Genomic DNA, 26,020 nt, shown 5'->3' on the forward strand with positions numbered 1-26,020 from the left:
GTGACCGACCGTCTCGACCTCACCGGAGCCCAGGCCGGGGTCTGGTACGCCCACCAGATCGATCCCGGCCCGGCGTTCACGACGGCCGCGTGCGTCGACATCGACGGCGACATCGACCCGCGGCTGTTCGAGCGGGCGCTGCGCCGGGTCGTCGGCGAGGCCGAGGCCCTGCGCGTGCGGATCACGGCGGACGGGCGGCAGGAGATCGGCGAGCCGCGGTGGGAGCTCGAGGTCGGCGACGACGCGGAGGCCTGGCTCGCCCGGGACGCCACCGTCGACCCGGCGGCCGGGCCGCTCTTCGCGCAGGCGCTGGTCCGGCGCGGTCCCGGGCGCTGGACGTGGTACCAGCGCTGCCACCACCTCGTGATGGACGCGTACACGTTCGCGCTCCTCGCCCAGCGCCTGGCCGCGGTCTACACCGCACTGGCGGCGGGGGAGGAGCCGGCGCCGTCGCCGTTCGGCCGGCTCGCCGACGTCGTGGCCGAGGACGCCGCCTACCGCGCCTCCGAGCGCTTCGAGCGCGACCGCGCGTTCTGGCGCGAACACCTCGCCGGGATCGAGGTGCCCGACCTCGCCTCGGGCCCGGCCCGCCCCGGCCCCACCTTCCTGCGCCGCCGCGTGAGCGTGGATGCGGCGAGCGCCCGCGCCGAGGCCGTGCTGGCCGCCGTCGCGCTCTACGTGCACCGGCTCACCGGCGCCGGTGAGGTCGTGCTGGGCCTGCCGATGATGGGCCGCCTCGGCTCCGTCGCCGCGAAGGTCCCCGTCACCGCCGTCAACGTGCTGCCGCTGCGCGTGGCCGTGCACCCCGCCGGCACCGTCTCCGGGCTCGTGCGCCGGGTCGCGGCCGGCCTGCGGGCGATCCGGGCGCATCAGCGGTACCGCGGCGAGGACATCCGCCGCGACCTCGGGCTCGTCGGCGGCGACCGGCGCCTGGTCGGCCCGTGGGTCAACATCAAGCCCTTCGGCACCGTGCTGTCCTTCGCCGGCGCGCCGGGCTCGCCCCGCTACCTGTCCGCCGGGCCCGTCGACGACCTCTCCATCACCGTCGACGACCGGGGCGGGGACGTGCTCGAGATCGTCCTCGACGCCAACCCCGCCCGGTACACCGAGGCGTCCCTGGCCGCCCACGCCGAGCGCCTGGCCGCCCTCCTCGCCGCGTTCGCCGCCGCCGGACCGGACACGCCCACCGGGCGGCTCGGCCTGGTCGCCGCCCCGCCGCTCGCGGACACCGCGCATGCCCTGCCCCCGGCCGGACTCGCCGACCTCTGGCGCGGCTCGGGCACGGCCGTCCTCGACGCCTCCGGCGAGGTCACCTACGCCGAGCTCCGGCAGCGGGTCGAGGCCCTGGCCGCCGGGCTGCACGAGCGGGGAATCCACAGTGGACGGACCGTCGCCGTCTGCCTGCCGCGCACCGCCGACCTGCTCGTCACCCTGCTCGCCGTGCAGCGCACCGGCGCCGCGTACCTCCCGCTCGACCCCGACTTCCCGGCCGACCGCCTCGCCTGGATGCTGGAGGACTCGGCCCCGGCCCTGCTCGTCACCTCCGGCGCCGTGCGCGCACCCGCGACGGACGTGCCCGTCCTGCGCCTCGACGAGGGCATGCCCGCCGCGGCGCGCCCGTGCCCGCCGCTGGAGCACCGGCCGCACGATGCCGCCTACGTGCTGTACACCTCCGGCTCCACGGGTCGTCCCAAGGGCGTCGTGGTGACCCGGGAGAACCTCGTCAACTTCCTGCTCGCCATGCGCGCGGAGATCCCCCTCGCCCCGTCGGACCGCCTGGTCGCCGTCACCACGGTGAGCTTCGACATCAGCGGCCTGGAGTTGTACCTGCCGTTGCTCGCCGGCGCCGCCGTCGTCCTCGCGGCCAAGGAGACCGTGCGGGACCCCTCGGCGCTGGCCGGACTCGTGCGCCGGACCGGCGCGACGGTCGTGCAGGCGACCCCGACGCTCTGGCAGGCGCTGATCGAGACGCCCGGCGGGGCCGCGGCACTGTCCGGCCTGCGGGTGCTCGTCGGCGGCGAGGCCCTGCCGCCGGAGCTCGCCGCCGGGCTGCGCAAGCACGCGGCCGAGGTGACCAACCTCTACGGCCCGACCGAGACGACGATCTGGTCCACCGCCCACCGGCTCACCGACGACACCGTGAGCGTCGGGACGCCGATCTGGAACACCCGCGCCTACGTCCTGGACGCCGCGCTGCGCCCGCTCCCCGACGGCTTCCCCGGCGAGCTGTACCTCGGCGGCGCCGGCGTCGCCCGCGGCTACCTCAACCGCCCCGGCCTCACCGCGTCCCGCTTCGTCGCCGACCCCTACGCGCCCGGCGAGCGCATGTACCGCACCGGCGACCTGGCCGTGCGCCGCGCCGACGGCACCTTCGACGTGCTCGGCCGCGTGGACCACCAGGTGAAGCTGCGCGGCTTCCGCATCGAGCTGGGCGAGGTCGAGGCCGTGCTCACCGCCCAGGCCGGCGTCCAGCGCGCGGTCGCGGTGATCCGCGAGGACAGCCCGGGCGACCGCCGCCTCGTCGCCTACGTCGTCCCCGGGTCCACCGTGGACGCCGCGGCCCTCCGCCGGGCGGCCGCCGAGGCGCTGCCCGACTACATGGTGCCGTCGGCCGTCGTCGCGCTCGACGCGCTGCCCACCACCCCGAACGGCAAGCTCGACCGCAACGCCCTGCCCGCCCCCGACCACGTCGCCGGGGCCGTCGAGGCGGCCCGCGGCCCGCAGGAGGAGCTGCTCGCGGGCATCTTCGCCGAGGTGCTGGGCCTGCCCGCGGTGGGCGTGCGCGAGGACTTCTTCGCCCTCGGCGGGCACTCGCTGCTCGCCGCCCGGGTCGCCGCCCGCGTCCGCGGCGTCTTCGGCGCCGACCTGGCCCTGCGGGACGTGTTCGACGCGCCCACGGTCGCGGCCCTGGCCGCGCGCCTGGACTCCGCGGCCCGCCCGGCCCGCCCGCCCCTGCTCCCCGGGGCCGCGGCCGGCGAGGTGCTGTCGCCCGCGCAGCGCCGGCTGTGGTTCCTGGAGCGCCTGGAGGGTCCGAGCGCCACGTACAACCTGCCCCTGGCCGTCGAGCTCGACGGCGCCCTGGACGTCGGCGCGCTGCGGGCCGCGCTGGCCGACCTGACCGCCCGGCACGAGCCGCTGCGCACGGTCTTCCCCGAGCGCGACGGCCGGCCGGCGGCCGTGCTGCGCCCCGCCGGAGCAGAACTCACCGTCTCGGCCACCGCGGACGTCGAGGCGGCCGTACGGCGGCCGTTCGACATCACCCGCGAGATCCCGATCCGGGCGACGCTGTTCGCGGCCGGGCCGGACCGGCACGTGCTGCTGCTCGTCGTGCACCACATCGCCGGCGACGAGTGGTCGCTCACGCCGATGCTCGACGACCTCGCGACCGCCTACGCCGCCCGCGCCGAGGGCCGCGCGCCGGACTTCGCCCCGCTGCCGGTCCGCTACGCCGACTACGCCGTGTGGCAGGCCGCCCTCCCCGTCGACGAGCACCTCGGCTTCTGGCGCGACGCGCTCGCCGGGGCGCCCGAGACCCTGCGGCTGCCCGCCGACCGGCCCCGCCCGGCCGAGGCCTCCGCCGCCGGCGCCACGCTCGCGTTCCCGATCGCCCCGGAGCTGGAGGCGGCGCTGCGGGGCTTCGCCCGGGCGCACGGCGTCACGCTGTTCATGACCGTCCAGGCCGCCGTCGCCGCGCTGCTGTCCCGCCTCGGGGCCGGCGACGACATCCCCCTCGGCACCCCGGTCGCGGGCCGGCCCGACGAGGCCCTGGAGCGGCTGGCCGGGTTCTTCGCCAACACCGTGGTCCTGCGCACCGACGTCTCCGGCGACCCGACCTTCGCCGAGCTGCTCGGCCGCGTCCGCGCCGCCGACCTGGCCGCGCTCGCGCACCAGGACCTGCCGTTCGACCGGCTCGTGGAGGCGCTCAACCCGCGCCGCTCGCTCGCGCACCACCCGCTGTTCTGCGTGATGGTGTCGTACCAGGCGCCGCTGCCCGCCGTCGCCGGCTTCCCCGGCATCCGGGCGACCCCGCGGCTGGTGGCCACCGGCACCGCCAAGTTCGACCTGACCTTCGACGTGGCCGAGCGCGACGGCGGGCTGGCCGGGAGCCTGGAGTACCGCTCGGACCTGTTCGACCCGGCCACCGCCGAGGCCCTGGCCGCCCGCTTCGTGCGGCTCCTGGAGGCGGTCACGGCCGCGCCCGACCGGCCGATCGGCGAGGCGGACCTGCTCGGCCCGGCCGAGCGCGCGGCCCTGTCCGGCGCCTGGCAGGGTCCGCGGCGGGCCATCGCGCCGCGGACGCTGCCCGAGCTGTTCGCGGCCCAGGTCGCGGCCCGCCCGGACGCGGTCGCCGTCGAGGACGGGGACCGGGCGCTCACCTACGCCGAGCTCGACGCGCTGTCGAACCGGCTCGCGCACACGCTGCTCGCCGCGGGCGCCGGGCCCGAGCGGATCGTCGGCGTGCGGCTGCCCCGGTCCGCGGAGCAGATCGTGGCGCTGCTCGGCGTCGTCAAGTCGGGGGCCGCCTACCTGCCGCTCGACGTCGACCACCCGGCCGCCCGCGTCGAGGCCCAGCTGCGCGACGCCGGGCCGGTCGCGGTGGTGACGGCGCTCGACGTCGACCACCCGGCCGCCCGCGTCGAGGCCCAGCCGCGCGACGCCGGGCCGGTCGCGGTGGTGACGGCGCTCGACGTCGACCACCCGGCCGCCCGGGTCGAGGCCCAGCTGCGCGACGCCGGGCCGGTCGCGGTGGTGACGCGGCTCGACCTCGCGGCCGACGACTCCGCGCCGGTCGTGGACCTGCGGCCGGAGCACCCCGCCTACGTCATCTACACGTCCGGCTCGACCGGCCGCCCGAAGGGCGTCGTCGTCCCGCACGCCGGGCTCGCCGGGCTGGTCGAGAGCGTCCGCGAGGTCTTCGGCACCGGCCCCGGCACCCGGGCCGCCCAGTTCGTCTCGCCCGCCGTCGACGTGGCCCTCAGCGAGGTGGCCGCGTCCCTGCTCTCGGGCGGAACCCTGGTCATCGTCCCCGGTGAGGCCCGCCTCGGCGCGCCGCTCGGCGAGTTCGCCGGCCGGCACCGCCTCACGCACGCCGACCTGCCGCCGGCCCTGCTCGCGGCGCTGCCCGAGAGCGCCCTGCCCGCGGGCGTCACGGTGACGATCGGCGGCGAGGCGCCCTCGGCCGAGGTCGTGCGGCGGTGGTCGCGGGGGCGGCGGCTCGTGAACGCGTACGGCCCGACCGAGGCGACCGTCACCGCGACGACCTGGATCGCCGGCGACGGCCCGGTGCTGATCGGCCGGCCGGACCTCAACCGCACCGCCCACGTGCTCGACGCCCGGCTGCGCCCGGTCCCGCCCGGCGCCCCCGGTGAGCTCTACCTCGGCGGCGACGGCCTGGCCCGTGGCTACCTCGGCGCGCCCGCCCTGACCGCCGAGCGCTTCGTCGCCGACCCGTTCAGCCCCGGCCGGCGCATGTACCGCACCGGCGACCTGGCCCGCCGCACCCCCGACGGCCGCCTGGAGTTCCTCGGCCGCACCGACGACCAGGTGCAGATCCGCGGCTTCCGGGTCGAGCCGGCCGAGGTCGAGGCGGTCCTGTCGGCGCACCCGGCCGTGGCCCAGGCGGTCGTGGTCCCGCTCGAGCGTCGCCTTGTCGCCTACGTCGTCGGGGATGCCGAGGACCTGCGGGCGGATCTGCGGGGATGGGCCGCGGCCCGGCTGCCCGAGCACCTCGTCCCCGCGGCTGTGGTGGTCCTGGACGCGCTGCCGATGACGGCGGCCGGAAAGGTCGACCGGCGCGCGCTGCCCGCCCCCGGCAGCGCAACCGCTCCCCCCGCCGAGCCGCGCACGCCCGAAGAGGCCGTCCTCGCCGGCCTCTTCGCCGAGCTGCTGGGCCGCCCGGCCGGGGTCGACGACGGCTTCTTCGCCCTCGGCGGCGACAGCATCCTGTCCATCCAGCTCGTCTCCCGGGCCCGGGCGGCGGGCCTGCACATCGCCCCGCGCCAGGTGTTCGAGCACCAGAGCGTCGCCGCCCTCGCCCGGGTCGCCGAGCCCGTCGCGCCCGCGGGGGCGGCCGTGCTGGGGGCCGGGATCGTGCCGGAGACCCCGATCATCGCCTGGCTGCGCGGGCTGCACGCGGACGTGTCCCGCTACTCGCAGGCCCTGCTCCTGCGCACGCCGGCCGGCCTGACCCGCGGCGACGTCGCCCGCGTCCTGCGCGCCGGGCTCGCCCCGCACGCGATCCTGGGCGCCCGCCTGGAGGCCGGCGGCGACCGCTGGCGGCTCCACGTCCCCGAGGTGCCGTCCGAGCCGCCGCTGCGCGTCGTCACCCACGGCGACATCCGGGCCGAGCGGGAGGCGGCCGCCGACCGGCTCGACCCGGCCGGCGGGGTCATGGTGCAGGCGGTGTGGTTCGACCGCGGGGCCGAGCCCGGGCGCCTGCTGCTCGTCGCGCACCACCTGGTCGTCGACGGCGTCTCGTGGCGCATTCTCGCCGAGGACATCGCGGCGGCCGGGCGCGGGGAGACGCCCGTCGCCGCCGGCACGCCGTTTCGCGCCTGGGCCGAGGGGCTGCGCGCGGTCGTCCGCGACGAGGCCGACCCGGGCCACTGGCGCGACGTCCTCGCCGGGCCCGTGACCCGGCTCGGCGCCGTCCCGCTCGACCCGGCCCGGGACACCGCGGCCACCCTGCGGTCGGTGACCGTCACCGTGGAGCCCTCGCTCGCCGGGCCGCTGCTGAGCTCGGTCCCCGGCACCTTCCGCGCCGGGGTGCAGGACGTGCTGCTCGCCGGGCTCGTGCTCGCCCTGGCCCGCCGCGCCGGCTCGGCCGCCGAGCCGCTCGTCGCGCTCGAGGGCCACGGCCGCGAGGAGGCCCTGGTCCCCGGGGCCGACCTCGTGCGCACCGTCGGGTGGTTCACCAGCGAGTACCCGGTGCGGCTGCCGGCCGCGAGCGGCGGCCCGGCGGCCGTGGTCCGCGGCGTGAAGGAGCGCCTGCGGGCCGTCCCCGACGGCGGCGTCGGCTACGGCCTGCTGGACCACGCCGAGGGGGCCGAGCCCGAGGTCCTCTTCAACTACCTCGGCCGGTTCGCCGCCGAGGCGGCCCGGGACTGGGGGATCGCCGACGAGCTGCCCGCCGCCCACGCGACCGCCGCGCCCGGCATGCCCGTCCGGCACCGCCTGTCGGTGAACGCGTCCACGCTGGACACCGCCGACGGGCCGGTGCTGCGGGCCGAGTTCTCCTACCCCGCCGCCGCCCTCGCCGACGAGGACGCCCGGCGCATCGCCGACGACTGGTTCGCCGCGCTCGTCGCGATCAGCGCCGCCGTGCACGAGCCCGGCGCCGGCCGGCTCACCCCGGCCGACGTGCCCCTCGCCGGCCTCGACGCCGCCGAGCTGGACGCGCTCGACGACGGTGGCCCCCACGGTGGCGCTGTCGGTGGCCTGGTCGACGTGCTGCCGCTGTCCCCGCTGCAGGAGGGCCTGTACTACCTGGCGAGCGCCGACGACGAGCACGACGTCTACACGGTGCAGCAGGTCTACACCCTCGCCGGGGCCGTCGACGCCCAGCGGCTGCGGGGCGCGGCCGAGGGGCTGCTGGAGCGGTACCCGAACCTGCGCGGCGGCTTCGCCCGCACCGCCTCCGGCCGTGCGGTGCAGACGATCCCGGCCACCGCCCCGGTCCCGTTCACCGAGCTGGACCTGAGCGCCGCGGCGGACCCGGCCGCGGCCCTGGCCGAGCTGGCTCGCACCGAGCGCGGCCGCCGCTTCGACCTGTCCGCCCCGCCGCTGCTGCGCTTCGTGCTCGCCCGCCTCGGCGACGGCGACTTCCGGCTCGTGCTCACCCAGCACCACCTGCTCATGGACGGCTGGTCGGGCCCGCTCGCGATGCGGGACCTCTTCGCGCTCTACGCGGGCCGGCCGGGCCCGGCCCCGCGCCCCTATCGCGACTACCTGGCCTGGCTCGCCGCCCAGGACCGAGCCCCGAGCGAGCGGGCCTGGCGCGACGCCCTCGACGGCGTCGACGAGCCGACCCTGGTCGCGCCGGGCGCGAGCGCCGCGGCCGTGCTGCCCGAGGTGGCCGAGCTGGTCGTCGACCCCGGGCCGCTGACCGAGCTGGCCCGCGCCCACGGGCTCACCCTCAACACCCTCGTGCAGGGCGCCTGGGCGCTGGTCCTCGCCGAGCTGACCGGGCGCACGGACGTCGTCTTCGGCGCCACCGTGTCCGGGCGCCCCGCGGGGCTGCCCGGCGTCGAGGACATGGTCGGCCTGTTCATCAACACCGTGCCGGTGCGGGTGCGGCCCCGCCCGGACGACACCTGGGCCGGCTTCCTCGCCCGGCTGCAGGCCGAGCAGGCGGCACTGCTGGACCACCAGCACCTGGGCCTGGCCGACCTGCAGCGCCTCGCCGGGGCCGGCGAGCTGTTCGACACGCTGACCGTGTTCGAGAGCTACCCGACCGGCGGCGCGGCCGCGGACGTGCCCGGCCTCGCGATCGGCGGCGGCATCCCGGTCGACGCCACCCACTACCCGCTCAGCCTCGTCGTCGTCCCCGGTGCCCGGCTGCGGCTGCGCCTGGAGCACCGCCCGGACCTCTACACCCGGCCGGCGGCCGAGGCCGTCCTGGCCCGGTTCGCCGAGCTCCTGCACACCAAGCCGGACACCGTCCTGGCGCGGCTGTCCACTGTGGAACACCTCGAGCCCGGTCCGGCGGTCGCGGTTGCGGCGGGGACCATCCTCGACGCCTTCCACGCGACGGTGCGCCGGACCCCGGACGCGATCGCCCTGCGGTCCGGCTCCGGCACCCTCACCTTCGCCGAGCTGTCCGAGCGCGTCGACCGGCTGGCGCGGGTGCTCGTGGCGCGTGGTGCCGGGCCGGAGCGGACGGTCGCGGTGCTGCTGCCGCGCACGGCGGACGCGGTGGTGGCGTGGCTGGCGGCGTTGCGGTCGGGCGGTGTCTACCTGCCGATCGACGCGGACTATCCGGCCGAGCGCATCGACTACCTGCTCGAGGACGCCCGCCCGGCCGTCGTCGTCACCCTCGACCTGATCGCCCGGGACGCCGACGCCGAGCTGCCCGCCATCGACCCGCGCAGCGGCGCCTACCTGATCTATACGTCGGGGTCGACGGGCCGGCCGAAGGGGGTGGTGGTCGAGCACGCGAGCCTGATGAACCTGTTCCACCACCACCGCGAGCACGTGATGCCGGGCCACCGGGTGAAGGCCGCCCTGTCCGCCGCCACGGTGTTCGACACGTCGTGGGAGGGTGTGCTGTTCCTGGTGGCCGGGCATGAGCTGCATCTGTTGGACGATGAGACGCGGCGGGATCCGGAGCTGTTCGTCGGCTATGTGCGGGAGCATGGGATCGGTTTCCTGGACGTGACCCCATCGCTGGCCGGGCCGCTCGTGGCGGCGGGGCTGTTGGAGGAGCCGCCGGCGCTGGTGGCGCTGGGTGGGGAGGCGGCCGACCCGAAGATCTGGGCGGCCCTGCGCGAGGCCACGACGGCGATCAACCTCTACGGGCCGACCGAGTGCACGGTCGACACGCTCATGGCCCGCCTCGCCGACACCGAGACGCCGTCCGTCGGCCGGCCGATCGGCAACACCCGCGCCTACGTGCTGGATGCCTGGCTCCGGCCGGCCGTGCAGGGCGAGCTGTACCTGGCCGGGGCCCAGCTCGGGCGCGGCTACCTCGGTCTTCCCGGCCTGACGGCGACCCGGTTCGTGGCCGATCCGTTCGTGCCGGGCGAGCGCATGTACCGCACCGGCGACGTGGTCCGCCGTACCGAGTCGGGTGCCCTCGACTTCGTGGGCCGGGCCGATGACCAGGTGAAGATCCGCGGCTTCCGGATCGAGCCCGGCGAGGTCGCCGTGGTGCTGGCCGAGCACCCGGACGTGTCGCAGGCCGTCGTCGTGGCCGTCGAAGGCCGCCTCGTCGCCTACGTCGTCGGCCGCGCCGCGGACCTGCGCGAGTGGGCGGCGGCACGACTCCCCGGCCACCTGGTGCCCGCGGCCCTCGTGAGCCTCGAGCGGATCCCGGTCACCGTCGCCGGGAAGGTCGACAAGCGCGCCCTGCCCGCGCCCGACTTCACCGCCCTCGCGGGCGGCTCCGCACCCCGGACCCCGGCCGAGGAGATCCTCTGCGGCCTCTTCGCCGAGGTGCTGGGGCTGCCCGGGATCGGCGTCGACGACGACTTCTTCGCCCTCGGCGGCCACTCGCTGACCGCGACCGCGCTCGCCGCCCGCGTCCGCGCGGTCTTCGGCAGCGCGCTGCCGGTGCGGGCCGTGTTCGACGCGCCCACCGTGGCCCGGCTCGCCGCGCGGCTGGACACGCTCGCCGGGCAGGACGCCGGACCGGTCCTGCGCCGAGCGGCACGGCCCGAGCACCTCCCGGTCTCGCCGGCCCAGCACCGGCTGTGGCTGCACCACGAGCTGAACGGGCCGGGCCCGACGTACAACGTGGCCTTCGCGCTGCGGCTCACCGGTCCGCTCGACGCCGGCGCGCTGCGGGCCGCCCTCGGCGACGTCCTCGACCGGCACGAGAGCCTGCGCACCGTGTTCCCCACCGTCGACGGGAGGCCGGTGCAGCGCGTGCTGCCGGCGGTACACCTGGAATGGACGCTGGAACGCTGCGCCGAGGCGGCCCTGCCCGGGCGGCTCGCCACCGCGGCGCGGCACGGCTTCGACCTGGCGGGCGAGCCGCTGATCCGGCCGCACCTGTTCACGCTGCATGACAGCGACCGGGACCAGGAGCACGTGCTCCTGCTGCTCCTGCACCACATCGTCACCGACGAGTGGTCGGAGGGGCGGATCGTCGCGGACCTCGGCACCGCCTACGCCGCGCGCACCCGGGACCGGGCGCCGGACTGGGCGCCGCTGCCGGTGCAGTACGCCGACTACGCGCTGTGGCAGCACGAGCACCTCGAACGCGTACAGCCGCAGCAGTTGCAGTTCTGGCGGGACGCCCTCGCCGGCGCGCCCACCGAGCTCGCGCTGCCCACCGACCGGCCGCGCCCCGCGCAGCCGTCCCACGCCGGCGGGATCGTCGCCTTCGACGTGCCCGCCGAAACCCACCGCCGCATCCGCGAGCTGGCCCGGCGCACCGGCGCCACCACGTTCATGGTGGTGCAGGCCGGCCTGGCCGCGCTGCTGCACCGCCTCGGCGCCGGCGACGACATCCCGCTCGGCAGCCCCGTCGCCGGCCGCGCCGACCAGCGCCTCGACGAGCTCGCCGGGTTCTTCGTCAACACCCTCGTGCTGCGGGCCGACCTGTCCGGCGACCCGGCGTTCGCCGAGCTGGTCGCCCGCGTCCGCGCCGCCGACCTGGCCGCGTTCGGCCACGCCGACGTGCCGTTCGACCGGGTGGTGGAGGCGCTCAACCCGGAGCGGTCCCTCGCCCGCAACCCGCTGTTCCAGGTGATGATCGCGTTCCAGCACGTGCCCGCCGCGCGACCGGGGCTGCCGGGCCTGACCACCGAGCCGGTGCCGATCGACACCGGCGTCGCCCAGTTCGACCTCGGCGTCGTCGTCACCGAGCACGACGGCGAGGACGGGCTGCGGGGCGTGCTGGAGTTCAGCGCCGACCTGTTCGACCCCGCCACTGCCGCCGCGCTCGCCGACCGGCTCGTGCGCCTGCTCGCCGCGGCCGTCGCCGCGCCGCAGCGGCGCATCGGCGAGCTCGACGTGCTCACCCCGGCCGAGCGGAGCGCCGTCGCGTCCGGCTGGCAGGGCCCGCGCGCCGACACCCCGCCGTCGACGCTGCCGTCGCTGTTCGCGGCCCAGGTCGCCCTCCGCCCGTCGGCCGTGGCGATCGAGGACGGCGCGCTGAGCCTGACCTACGCGGAGCTGGACGCCCGCACCGACCGCCTCGCGCGCCGGCTCACGAGGCGGGGCGCGGGCCCGGAGCGGATCGTCATGGTGCTCCTGCCGCGCTCGGCGGACCTGTTCGCCGCCGAGCTCGCGATCGCCAAGGCGGGCGCGGCCTTCCTGCCCGTCGACCCGTCGTACCCGGCCGAGCGGGTCGCCCTGCTCGTCGAGGACGCCGCGCCGGTGCTGGCCGTCACGCGCCTCCCGCTGGAGGGCCTGCCGACCGTGAGCCCCGACGAGGGCGACGACGACGGAGCGCTGGCCGAACCCGGCCCGGGCAACGCGGCGTACGTCATCTACACCTCGGGCTCGACCGGCCGCCCGAAGGGCGTCGTCGTCCCGCACGCCGGCCTCGCCGACCTCGCGGCCACGTTCGCGCGGCAGTGGCGGGCCGGGCCCGGCTCCCGCATCGCCCAGTTCGCCTCGCCCGCCTTCGACGTCACCGTGGCGGAGCTGGCGATCAGCCTGCTGCGCGGCGGCACCCTCGTCATCGCGCCCGAGGCGTCCCGGCTGGGCGCGCCGTTCGCCGAGTTCGTCCGCGACCGCGCCATCACCCACTTCGCGCTGCCCCCGGCGGCCCTCGCCGCGCTGCCCGGCGGCGTGGTGCCGCCCGGCGTCACCGTCGTCACCGGCGCCGACCGCTGCCCGCCCGACCTCGTCGCCCGCTGGACGGCCACGCACCGGATGCTCAACGCGTACGGCCCGACCGAGGCGACCGTCAACTCCACCTACTGGGAGTGCGAGCCCGGCGGCCCGGTCCTCATCGGCCGGCCCGACCGCAACAAGCGCGCCCACGTCCTCGACGCCGCCCTGCGCCCGGTCCCGCCCGGCGTCCCGGGGGAGCTGTACCTCGCCGGGGCCGGACTCGCCCGCGGCTACCTGGGCCGGCCCGCCCTCACGGCGGAGCGGTTCGTCGCCGACCCGTTCGCGGCCGGCGAGCGCATGTACCGCACCGGCGACCTGGCCCGCTGGACCCGCGACGGGCAACTGGAGTTCCTCGGCCGCACCGACGACCAGGTGAAGATCCGCGGCTTCCGCATCGAGCCCGGCGAGGTCGCCGCGGCACTGGCCGAGCACCCGGACGTGTCGCAGGCCGTCGTCGTCCCGCACGAGGGCCGCCTGGTCGCCTACGTCGTCGGCGGCGCCGGGAACCTGCGCGCGTGGGCCGCGGCCCGGCTGCCCGACCACCTCGTGCCCGCGCTCGTCGTCCCGATGGACCGCATCCCGGTCACCGTCGCCGGCAAGGTGGATCGCAACGCCCTGCCCGAGCCGGTGCTGGAGCGCGCCGCCGCGCCGGCCGCGACCGCCGGTGAGCGGCTGTTCGCGGACCTCTTCGGGGAGCTGCTCGGCCTCGACGACGTCGGCGCGGACGAGGGCTTCTTCGCCCTCGGCGGCGACAGCATCGTGGCGCTGCAGCTCGTCGCCCGCGCCCGCGCGGCCGGCCTGGAGCTGTCGGCCCGGCAGGTGTTCGAGCACCAGACGGTCGCGGCCCTGGCCGCGGTGGCGACGCCGTCCGCCGGCGTCGTGGACGAACCGGCCGAGGCCGCCTACGGCCCGGTCCCGCTCACGCCGATCGTCGCCTGGCTGCGCGGGCTCGGCGCCCCCATCGACACCTTCGCCCAGGCGATGGTCCTGCGCGTCCCCGCCGATCTCACGCCGGACCGCCTCGCCGTGATCCTGCGCGCCGTCGTCGACCGGCACGACGCGCTGCGGGCCCGATGGACCGGCGAGGGCCTGGTCGTCCCGCCGCCGGGCGCGTTCGAGGGACCGCGGGTCGCGTCCGGGGACCTCGCCGGGGAGCACGCCGCGGCCGTGCGCCGGCTCGACCCGCGGGAGGGCCGCATGCTGCAGGCGGTGTGGTTCCCGGCCGAGCGCCGCCTGCTCCTCGTCGCCCATCACCTGGTGGTCGACGGCGTCTCGTGGCGCATCATCGCCGGCGACCTCGCCACGGCCGCCGCCGGCCGCGAGCTGCCCCCGGCCGGGACGTCGCTGCGCACGTGGGCGACCGGCCTCGCCGCGCTCGACCGGACGGCGGAGCTGCCCCACTGGCGGTCCACACTGGACGGACACGGGGGCGAGCCGGTCCGGGCCACCGTGGGCGACCAGCGGGAGCTGACCCTGCGGCTGCCCGCGGACGAGACCCGGCCGCTGCTCACCACCGTGCCCGAGGCGTTCCACGCCGGCGTCCAGGACGTGCTGCTGGCCGGGCTCGCCCTCGCCGTGCGGCAGTGGCGGCCGGCCACGGCCGAGTCCGGGGTGCTGCTGCGCCTGGAGGGCCACGGCCGCGAGGAGCACCTCGTCCCCGGTGCCGACCTGTCCCGCACCGTCGGCTGGTTCACCGTCGACTACCCGGTGCGCCTCGACGCCGGTGGCGACGACCCGGCCACGGCGCTCAAGCGGGTCAAGGAACAGCTGCGGGCGGTACCGGAGCACGGCATCGGCTACGGCCTGCTGCGCGACCGCCTCCCGGCCGCGACCCCGCCGATCCTGTTCAACTACCTCGGCCGGCTGGCCGCGGGCGCCGACGACGACTGGGTGACCGCGCCGGAGGGCGACGCGCTCGAATCCGGGCTCGACCCCTCGTTCCCGGTCGCGCACGCCCTGGAGCTCAACGCGGGGACCCTCGACCTGCCGGGCGGCCCGGAGCTGGACGTGCGGCTGACGTACGTCCGCGGCGTCCTCGACGAACAGGACGTGCGCCGCCTCGGCGAGCTGTGGCGCGCGGCCCTGCACCGCCTGCGCGCCGCCGCCCCGGACGGCGGGTTCTCCCCATCCGACCTGAGCCTGGTCTCGCTGAGCCAGGACGAGATCGACGAGTTCGAAGACGAGTGGAGGCTCTTGTGACCAGCCCGGCCGGACTGCAGGACATCCTGCCCCTGTCGCCGCTGCAGGAGGGTCTGTACTTCCTGTCCGCCTACGCCGACGGCGAGCCGGACGTGTACGTCGTCCAGCAGGTCCTCACCCTGGACGGCCCGCTCGACGTGGACCGGCTCCGGGCCGCGGCCCAGGCCGTGCTCGACGGGCACGCGAACCTGCGCGCCGCGTTCCGCCCGCGCAAGGCCGGCCAGCCCGTCGCGCTGATCCCGGCGCACGTGCCGGTCTCCTTCACCGTCTCGGACTCCCCGAGCGCGGCCGACGACGAGCTGCGCAAGCCGTTCGACCTGGCCCGGCCGCCGCTGCTGCGCTGGGTGCTCGTCCGCGAGGCGCCCGAGCGGCACCGGCTCGTCCTCACCGCGCACCACATCCTGCTCGACGGCTGGTCGGCCCCGCTGCTCGTGCGCGACCTGCTCACCCGCTACGCGGGCGGGGAGCCGCCCCGGACCCGGCCCTACAAGGAGTACCTGGCCTGGGTCGCCCGCCAGGACCGGGCCGCGGCCGAGTCCGCCTGGCGCGCCGCGCTCGACGGCCTGGAGGAGCCGACGCTCCTGCGCCCGGACGCCGGACCGGTCGCGGCCGCCCCGGAGACGATCGAGCTGCGGGTCGGCGCGGCCGCGCTCGCGGCCCACGCCCGCGACCTGGGCGTCACCGTGAACACCGTCGTGCAGGGCGCCTGGGCGCTCGTGCTCGCCGAGCTGACCGGGCGCACCGACGTCGTCTTCGGCACGACCGTCTCCGGGCGCCCCGCGGGCCTGCCCGGCGTCGAGGACATGATCGGCCTGTTCATCAACACCGTGCCCGTGCGGGTGCGGCCCCGCCCGTCCGACACCTGGGGCGCCTACCTCACGCGCCTGCAGGCCGAGCAGGCCGCCCTGCTCGACCATCAGCACACCGGCCTCGCCGCCGTCCAGCGCCAGGCCGGGCTCGGCCCGCTCTTCGACACCCTGCTCGTCTTCGAGAGCTACCCGCTCGACGAGGAGGGCGTTCGCGACCTGGAGCGCGCCGCCGGGCTCCGCCTCGCCGGGGTGACCGGCCGCGACGCCACCCACTACCCGTTCACCCTCACGGCGATCCCGGGCGAGACGCTGATCCTGGGCGCCGAGTTCCGCCCCGACGTCGTGGACCGCGCGACCGCCGGGCGCATCCTGGCCCGCCTCGCGCAGATCCTGCCGACCGCGCCGGACACCGTCCTGGCCCGTCTGTCCACTGTGGAGCATGTGGCGGCCGGTACGGCGATGGACGTCCCGCCGGGCACGATCCTCGACGAACTCGCCGCGACCGTGGCCCGCACGCCCGGGGCGACCGCGCTGGTCTGCGGCGGCGAGCGGCTGACGTTCGCCGAGCTGTCCGAGCGCGTCGACCGGCTGGCCCGGGTGCTCGTGGCGCGTGGTGCCGGGCCGGAGCGGACGGTCGCGGTGCTGCTGCCGCGCACGGCGGACGCGGTCGTGGCGTGGCTGGCGGCCCTGCGGTCCGGCGGCATCTACCTGCCGATCGACCCCGGCTATCCGGCCGAGCGCGTCGCGCTGCTCCTGGCCGACGCCCGCCCGGCCGTCGTGGTGACCCCGGACCTGCTGACCGGGGACGCCGACGCCGACCTGCCCGCGATCCACCCGCGCAGCGGCGCCTACCTGATCTATACGTCGGGGTCGACGGGCCGGCCGAAGGGGGTGGTGGTCGAGCACGCGAGCCTGATGAACCTGTTCCACCACCACCGTGAGCACGTGATGCCGGGCCACCGGGTGAAGGCCGCCCTGTCCGCCGCCACGGTGTTCGACACGTCGTGGGAAGGTGTGCTCTTCCTGGTCGCCGGGCATGAGCTGCACCTGCTGGACGATGAGACGCGGCGGGATCCGGAGCTGTTCGTCGGCTATGTGCGGGAGCACGGGATCGGTTTCCTGGACGTGACCCCGTCCCTGGCCGGACCGCTCGTGGCGGCGGGGCTGCTGGACGAGCCGCCGGCGCTGGTCGCGCTGGGTGGGGAGGCGGCCGACCCGAAGATCTGGACGGCCCTGCGCGAGGCCACGACGGCGATCAACCTCTACGGGCCGACCGAGTGCACGGTCGACACGCTCATGGCCCGCCTCGCCGACACCGAGACGCCGTCCGTCGGCCGGCCGATCGGCAACACCCGCGCCTACGTGCTGGATGCCTGGCTGCGGCCGGCCGTGCAGGGCGAGCTGTACCTGGCCGGGGCCCAGCTCGGGCGCGGCTATCTGCACCGGCCCGGCCTGACCGCGACCCGGTTCGTGGCCGATCCGTTCGTGCCGGGCGAGCGCATGTACCGCACCGGCGACGTGGTCCGCCGCACCGAGTCAGGTGCCCTCGACTTCGTGGGCCGGGCCGACGACCAGGTGAAGATCCGCGGCTTCCGGATCGAGCCCGGCGAGGTCGCCGCGGTGCTGGCCGAGCACCCGGACGTGTCCCAGGCCGTCGTCGTCCCGCACGACGGCCGCCTGGTCGCCTACACCGTCGGCCCGGCCGGGAACCTGCGCGAGTGGGCCGCCGGGAAGCTGCCCGAGCACCTGGTGCCCGCGGCCTTCGTGAGCCTCGGCCGCATCCCGGTCACCGTCGCCGGCAAGGTGGACCGGCGCGCCCTGCCCGCGCCCGACTTCGCCGCCCTGACCGGCGACGCCGCCCCGCGCACCGCGGCCGAGGAGGTCCTCTGCGGCCTCTTCGCCGAGGTCCTGGGCCTGCCCGGCGTCGGCGTCGACGACGGCTTCTTCGCCCTCGGCGGCGACAGCATCGTGAGCATCCAGCTCGTCGCCCGCGCCCGCGCCGCCGGGCTGCGCATCACCCCGCGCCAGGTGTTCGAGCTGCGCACCGTCGCCGCCCTCGCCGCCGTGGCCGCCCCGGCGACCGCCACGGCCGCCGCGAACGCCGGCGGGACCGGGGACGTGCCGCTCACCCCGGCCGTTCGCTGGCTGCTCGGGGCCGGGCCGTGGCGGCGGTACAGCCAGTCGATGGTCTTCCACGCCCCGCGCGACGGTCTGCGGCACGCGGTCCAGGGCCTCCTCGACCGCCACGACCTGCTCCGCGCCCGGCTCACCCCGGCCGGCCTGCACGTGCCGCCGGCCGCAACCGTGGACGCCGCGACCCTCATCCGCACCGGCACCCGGACCCTCGGCGAGGAGCTGGAGGCCGCGGCCGACCGCCTCGACCCCGAGGCCGGGATCATGCTCCAGGTCGTCCGGCTCGGCGAGCGGGTCGCGTTCGTCGCGCACCACAGCGTCGTCGACGGCGTCTCCTGGCGGATCATCGCCGACGACCTCGCGAACCCGGACCGCACCGCCCCGGCCGGCACCTCCTTCCGCGAGTGGGCCGCGGGCCTCGGCGCCGTCGAGACCGGGAGCCAGCGCGACTACTGGCGGGCGGTCGTCGGCACCGAGGCGGAGCCGCCGCTCGGTGACCGCCCCGTCGACCCGGTCCGCGACACCGTCGCGACCGCCCGCACGGTCACCGTCGACGCGGACGCCGGGCCGCTCGGCGCGCAGGTGGCCGACCGGCTGCTGACCGGCCTGGCGCTCGCGCTCACCCGGCGCTCCGGCCGCGACTCGGTGCTCGTCGAGCTGGAGGGCCACGGCCGGGAGGAGGAGCTCGTCCCCGGGGCCGACCTGTCGCGCACGGTGGGCTGGTTCACCACCGAGTACCCGGTCCGGCTCACCCCCGGCGATCCCGCCACCGCCCTCAAGCGCGTCAAGGAGCAGCTGCGCGCGGTCCCCGACCACGGCGTCCGCTACGGGCTGCTGGACCTCGGCGGCCCCGAGCCCCAGGTGGTGTTCAACTACCTGGGACGGTTCGACGGCGGCGACCCGGAGCCCGGCGACTGGGCGCCGGTCGGCGGGCTCGGCGGCGCGGCCGACCCGGCGATGCCGCTCACCCGGGCCCTGGAGATCAACGCGTCCGTGACCGGCGGCCGGCTCACCGCCACGCTCACCTATCCGGGCGGCGTCCTCACCGAGGCGGCCGTGCGGGCCATCGCCGGCGACTGGTTCGCGGCCCTGGCCGAGCTGCCCGCCGGCGACCCCGGGCTCACCCCGTCGGACCTGCTGCAGCCCGGCCTCGCCCAGGACGAGATCGAGGCCCTGCAGCGGCGCCCGGGCGGGCTCGCCGACGTGTGGCCGCTGACCCCGCTGCAGGAGGGCCTGGTCGTCCTGGCCGCGCTGGCCGAGGACGTCGACCCGTACGTGGTGCAGCAGGTCCTGGAGCTCCAGGGCCCGCTCGACGCGGCGCGGCTGCGGGCCGCCGGGCAGGCGCTGCTCGACCGGCACCCCGCGCTGCGCATCGCGTTCCCGGCCGGTCCTGGTGGCGTGCTGCGCCAGGCCGTGTCCGCGCGCGCCGAGCTGCCGTGGGCCGAGGTCGACCTGCGCGAGCACCCGGAGATCTTCGAGCAGGACCGCACCCGCGCCTTCGACCTGGCGCACGCCCCGCTGCTGCGCCTCACGCTGGTGAGGCTGGGCGCCGAGCACCACAAGCTCATCCTCACCAACCACCACGCGCTGCTCGACGGCTGGTCCACGCCGCTCGCCGTCCGGGACCTGTTCGACCTCTACGCCGGGCGGACGCTCGCCCGGCCGCGGCCGTACGAGGAGTACCTGCGCTGGCTGGCCCGCGCCGACCGCGGCGCCGCCGAGCGGGCCTGGCAAGACGCGCTCGCCGGCCTCGACCAGCCGACTCTCGTCGCGCCCGGCGCGGGCGCGGTCCTCGACGCCCGCCCGGGCCGGCTGGAGCGCGAGCTGCCGGCCGAGCTGACCGCGCGGCTCACCGCGCTCGCGCGGGCCCGGCAGGTCACGCTCAACACCGTCGTCCAGGCCGCCTGGGCCGTCCTGCTCGTCCAGCTCACCGGCCGCACCGACGTCGTCTTCGGCACCACCGTCTCCGGCCGCCCGGCCCAGGTCCCCGGCGTCGAGGACATGATCGGCTTCTGCATCAACACGCTGCCGGTCCGGGTGCCGCTGGACCCCGCGGAAGGCTGGGACGCGCTGCTCGACCGGCTCCAGGCCGGCCAGGCGGCGCTGCTGGACCACCAGCACCTGCCGCTCGCCGCCATCCAGCGCCAGGCCGGGATGGGGGAGCTGTTCGACACGCTCACCATCTTCGAGAGCTACCCGCTCGACGGCGACGCGCTGCGCGACGCCACCGGCGCCGGCGGGCTGCGGATGACCGAGGTCACCGGCGACGACGCCCCGCACTACCCGCTCACCCTCGCCGTCGCGCCCGGCGACCGGCTCCGCCTCGGCCTGGCCTTCCGCGCCGACGTGTTCTCCGCGGCCGGGGCCGAGGACATCCTGGATCGGTACGCCGCCGTCCTCGCCACCCTCGCCGCCCGCCCGGCCGCCCCGATCGGCCGCGCCCTGGCCGAGTTCGGCGACGAGGGACGTTCCGGGGCGGTGTCCGGGCCGGCGCACCCGGTGCCGGAGACGAGCCTGCCGGACCTGTTCCGCGCCGCCGTGGCCGCGCACCCGGACGCCGAGGCCCTGCGCTTCGAGGACGCCTGCCTGACCTACGCCCAGCTCGACAGGAGCGTGGACCGCCTCGCCTCCTGGCTGCACGCCCAGGGTGTGCGGCCGGAGAGCGTCGTCGCCGTGGCCCTGCCGCGCTCGCTCGAGCTCGTCGTCGCGCTGCACGCCGTCCACCGGGCCGGCGCGGCCTATCTGCCGCTCGACCCCGCCCACCCGCGCTCGCGCAACGAGATGCTGGTCGCGGAGGCGGGGGCTCAGGTCGTACTGACGCCGGAAAACGTGCACGAGCACGGCCCGGAGTCGTGGGAGGCGCCGCGGGTCCGGCCCGGCTCGGCGGCGTACGTCATCTTCACGTCCGGCTCGACCGGCCGGCCCAAGGGCGTGACCGTCGAGCACCGGGCGATCGTGAACCGGCTGCTGTGGATGCAGGACACGTACGGCCTCGAACCGGGCGAGCGCGTCCTGCACAAGACGCCGGCCGGCTTCGACGTGTCGGTGTGGGAGTTCTTCTGGCCGCTCCTCGCGGGCGCCACGCTGGTCGTCGCCCGCCCCGACGGCCACCGCGACCCCGCCTACCTCGCGGCCCTGATCCGCCGCGAGTCCGTCACGACGCTGCACTTCGTCCCGTCCATGCTGCGGGCCTTCCTCGCGGAGCCCTCCGCGCACGGGCTGCCGCTGCGGCGGGTGATCGCCAGCGGCGAGGCGCTGCCCGGCGATGTGGCCGCCCGCTTCGGCGCGCTGCTGCCCGGGGTGGAGCTGCACAACCTGTACGGCCCGACGGAGGCCGCGGTCGACGTCACCTTCCACCCCGTCGACCCCGCCGCGACCGGCCCGGTCCCGATCGGCCGTCCACTGTGGAACACCCGGGCCGTGGTGCTGGACCCGTGGCTGCGGCCGGTCCCGGCCGGGGTGACCGGCGAGCTGTACCTCGGCGGCGTCCAGCTCGCCCGCGGCTACCGCGGCCGCCCGGGCCTGACCGCCGAGCGCTTCGTCGCCGACCCCTTCACCCCCGGCGAGCGCCTCTACCGCACCGGCGACCTGGCCCGCGTCACCGCCGGCGGCCTGCTCGAATACGCGGGCCGGACCGACGACCAGGTGAAGATCCGCGGCCAGCGCGTCGAGCCCGGCGAGATCGCCGCGGTGCTGTCCGGGCACCCGGCGGTCCGCGAGGCCGTGGTGGTGGCGCGCGAGGGGCGGCTGATCGCCTACGTGGCCGGGGACACCGACGGCCTGGGCGAGTGGGTCGCGCGGCGGCTGCCCGAGCACCTGGTGCCGGCCGCGTTCGTGCGGCTCGACGCGCTCCCGGTCACCGCGAACGGCAAGCTCGACCGGGGCCGCCTGCCCGCGCCCGACTTCGCCGCCCGGGCCGGCGACGACGAGCCGCGCACCGAGGCCGAGGCGGTGTTCGCCGGGCTCGTCGCCGGCGTGCTCGGCCTGCCCCGGGCCGGGGTCCGCGACGGCTTCTTCGCCCTCGGCGGCGACAGCATCCTCGCCCTGCAGCTCACCGCCCGGGCCCGCGAGGCCGGCTGGCGCATCACCGCCCGGGACGTCTTCGCCCGCCCGACCGTCGAGGGCCTCGCCGCCGTCGCCACGCCCGTGGAGCGGCAGCGGCGCGACGCGTCGGCCGGCTGGGGCGACATCCCGGCCACCGCGATCATGCGTGAGCCGGGCGCGGCCGACCCGCGCCTGTCGCAGTCGATGCTGCTGCGGGCGCCGGACGGGCTCACCGACGCCGAGCTGACCCGCCGCGTGCAGGCCCTGCTCGACCGCCACGACGTGCTGCGCGCCCGCTGGACCGGCACCGGGCTGCACGTGCCGCCGCCCGGCACCGTCGCCGCCGCCGCGCTCGTCGGCGCCGCGGGCCTCGACCCGGCCGCCGGGCGCATGCTGCGGGCGGTCCGCCGCGCCGACGGCGTGCTCCTGGAGATCCACCACCTGGCCGTCGACGCCGTCTCGTGGCCGATCCTGCTCGACTTCGACGCCACCGCGGAGCCGGGCACCTCGTTCCGCGAGTGGGCCCTGGCCCTGGCGGGCACGGACCGGACGGACGAGCTGCCCTTCTGGCGCTCCGTCCTGGCCGAGACCCGGGAACCGGCCGAGCCCGTCGTCCTCGACCCGGCCCGCGACACGCTCGGCACGCTGGAACAGGTCACGGCGACGGTGCCGGCCGTCGCACTGCCCGCCTTCGGGGTCAACCAGCAGGACGTCCTGCTCGCCGCCCTCGCCCTCGTCAAGCGGGACGTGCTCGTCGAGCTGGAGGGCCACGGCCGCGAGGAGGCGCTGCTGCCCGGCGCCGACCTGTCCCGCACCGTCGGCTGGTTCACCACCGTGCACCCCGTGCGGCTGTCCGCCGCGGGCGACGACCCCGCGGCCACGCTCAAGGCCGTCAAGGAGCAGCTGCGCGCCGCGCCCGACGGCGGCATCGGCTTCGGCCTGCTCCGCGACCGCCTCCCGGCCGTGGCCGCGCCGATCCTGTTCAACTACCTCGGCCGGCAGGACGACGGCGGCGGCGACGACGGCCCGTGGCGCCCGCTCGACGGCCTGCGCGGCGACGCCGGCGACCACCGCCCGGTCCGGCACCCGTACGCCGTCGAGGCCTCCACCGTGGACGGACGCCTCCGCCTCCGCATCGCCTACCCGCGCCACGCTGTCGCCGGGTCCGACGCCCGGGCGCTGCTCGACGCCTGGACGGCCCAGCTCGAACGGCTGGCCGCCCTGGCGGACGGGCCCGGCGCGCTGACCCCGTCCGACGTCCTCGCCGACGTGGACCAGGCCGCCCTCGACGAGCTCGCCCGGCGGTTCCCGGGCCTGAGCGACGTGCTGCCCCTGACCCCGCTGCAGGAGGGCCTGTTCTACCTCCACCAGCTCGACCCGGCCGGGTACGCCGTGCAGCAGTCCCTGGACCTCGACGGCGAGCTCGACCCGGAGCGCCTGCGGGCCGCGGCGGCGACGCTGCTGGAGCGTCACCCCAATCTGCGGGCCGCGTTCACCACGACCGCGCAGGGCCGCCCGGCGCAGCTCATCGCGCCGTCGTCCCCGGTGCCCTGGCGCATGGTCGAGGAGGACGCCGAGGGCGAGGCCGACCGGGAGCGGTCCCGGCCGTTCGACCTGGAGCAGGCCCCGCTGCTGCGCATGCTGCTGATCCGGCGCGGCCCCGACCGGCACACGCTCGTGCTCACCCAGCACCACCTGCTCGTCGACGGCTGGTCCGGGCCGCTGGTCGCCCGGGAGCTCTTCGCCGCCTACGCCGGGTCCCTCCCGGCGCCCGCGCGCCCCTACCGCGACTTCCTCGCCTGGCTCGCCGCCGCGGACCGGGCCGCCGCCGAGACCGCCTGGCGCGACGCCCTCGCCGGGATCGCCGAGCCGACCCTGGTCGCGCCCGGCGCCACCGGCCGGCCCGGCGGACGGCCGGGCGAGCTGAGCGCCGAGCTGCCCCCGGCCGCGGCCGCGTTCGCCAAGGCGCGCGGGATCACGCTCAACACCCTGGTGCAGGGCCTGTGGGCGGTGCTGCTGGGCCGGCTCACGGGCCGGGCCGACGTCGTCTTCGGCGCCACCGTCGCCGGCCGCCCGCCGGAGCTGACCGGCTCCGCGGAGATGATCGGCCTGTTCATCAACACCGTGCCCGTGCGTGCCCGGCTGGCCGGCGACGAGAGCTGGGCGGCGTTCCTGACCCGGCTGCAGGCCGAGCAGGCCGCGCTCCTGGAGCACCAGCACCTCGGCCTCGCCCCGATCCAGCGCCTCGCCGGCGTGGGCGAGCTGTTCGACACGCTGGTGGTGTTCGAGAGCTACCCGGTCGACGAGGACCGGCTCGAGGACAGCCAGCGCGCCGCCGGGCTGAAGCTCGCCGAGGTGACCGCCCGCGACGCCACCCACTACCCGCTCACCCTCGTGGCCGCGGACGACGACGGGCTGCACCTCACGCTGGAGTACCGCCCCGACGTCTTCGACGCGGCGACCGCCCGGCTGCTGCTCGACCGGCTCGTCGCGCTCGCGGCCGAGGCGGCCGCCGATCCGGCCCGGCCCGTCGACCGGGCCGACGCCCTCACCGCGGCCGAGCGCCACCGGATCCTCGTGGACTGGAACGCGGGGGCGGTGGACGTGGTGCCGGCGACCCTGCCCGGGCTCGTCGCCGGCTGGGCCGCGCGGACGCCGGACAACACCGCCCTGGTGGTGGGGGAGCGGCGCTGGAGCTACGCGCAGCTGGCCGCGGAGGCCGAGGCGCTGGCCGGCGTGCTCGCCGCGGCCGGGGCCGGGCCGGGGAGGATCGTGGCGCTCGTGCTGCCCCGCGGGGAGCACATCGTGCCGGCGATCCTCGGGGCGATGGGCTCCGGGGCGGCGTACCTCCCGATCGACCCCGACTATCCGCCCGCCCGCATCGCGGCCATGCTCGCCGACGCCGGCCCGGTCCTCACCCTCGCCGTGCGGTCCACAGTGGACCTGCTGCCGCCCGGCACCGAGACCCTCGTGCTCGACGGGCGCCTCCATACGGCCGCCGCGACGCCGGAGCCGATCACGCCGGAGCACCCCGCATACGTCATCTACACCTCCGGCTCGACCGGCCGGCCCAAGGGCGTGCTCGTGCCGCACCGCGCCGTGGTGAACCTGCACGCGAGCCACCGGGCGCGCATCCTGGGCCCGGCCGCCGAGCGCCTCGGCCGCCCGCTGCGCATCGCGCACAACTGGTCGTTCGCCTTCGACGCCTCCTGGCAGCCGCTGCTGGCCCTCCTCGGCGGCGACGAGCTGCACCTGGTGACCGACGAGCCGCGGCGCGACCCGCGGCTGCTCGCCGCCCTCCTGCGCGACCGCGCGATCGACGTCGTCGAGGTGGCCCCCTCGCACCTGGAGCAGTTGCTCGCGGCCGGCTTCGACGCGGCCGGGCTGGCCGTGCTCGGCGTCGGCGGGGAGGCGGTGCCCGACCCGCTCTGGGCGGCGCTGGCGGCGCTGCCGGACACCGAGTCGTACAACTTCTACGGCCCGACGGAGTGCACCGTCGACGCGGTCGTGCAGCGGGTGAAGGAGGTGCCGCGGGCGCTCATCGGCCGGCCGGTCGCCAACCTCGCGCTCTACGTCCTCGACGCCCGGCTGCGGCCCGTGCCGCCCGGCGTCGCCGGTGAGCTCTACATCGGCGGCGCCCAGGTGGCGCTGGGCTACCTGGGCCGGCCCGGCCTGACCGCCGAGCGCTTCGTCGCCGACCCGTTCGCCGCGGAGCCGGGCTCGCGCATGTACCGCACCGGCGACGTGGCCCGCTGGACCGCCGACGGGCGGATCGACTACCTGGGCCGCGCCGACGACCAGGTGAAGATCCGCGGGCACCGGGTCGAGCCGGGCGAGGTCGCGGTCGCCCTGGCCGAGCACCCCGGCGTCGGCCGGTGCGTCGTGGTCGCCGAGGGCGGGCGCCTGGTCGCCTACGTGGTCGCCTCCGTTGCCGGCGATGTGGTCGGCGACGTCGACGGGCACGAGGTGAAGGCCTGGGCAGGGCAGCGGCTGCCCGCGTATCTGGTGCCGGCCGCGGTCGTCGTGCTCGACGCCATCCCGCTCACCGTCAACGGCAAGCTCGACCGGGCCGCGCTGCCCCGGCCGGAGCACGTGGCCGCCGGTCGCCCGCCGCAGGGCCCGGCCGAGGAGCGCCTGGCCGCGCTCTTCGCCGAGGCCCTGGGGGTCGCCGGGGTGGGTGCGGAGGAGAGCTTCTTCGACCTCGGCGGGGACAGCATCGCCGCGATGCGGCTCACCAGCGCGGCCCGGGCCGCCGGCGTGGAGCTCAGGCTGCGCGACCTGCTCGAGCTGCGCACGGTCGCGGCCCTCGCGGCGGTGACCGCATGAGCGGT

Annotated in this window: 2 protein-coding genes; both read left to right on the forward strand. The window is 77.3% G+C overall.

What is annotated here, in order from left to right:
- Window positions 1–14,703, forward strand: a complete 14,703-nt coding sequence (locus tag AC6JBM_RS02330; protein WP_497981951.1) for an amino acid adenylation domain-containing protein — start codon at window positions 1–3, stop codon at window positions 14,701–14,703.
- Window positions 14,700–26,015, forward strand: a complete 11,316-nt coding sequence (locus AC6JBM_RS02335; RefSeq protein WP_497981952.1) for an amino acid adenylation domain-containing protein — start codon at window positions 14,700–14,702, stop codon at window positions 26,013–26,015. Before AC6JBM_RS02330 ends, AC6JBM_RS02335 begins: the two co-directional genes overlap by 4 nt.
- Window positions 26,016–26,020: the final 5 nt, after the last annotated feature.

The organism is Dactylosporangium thailandense (assembly GCF_059739745.1).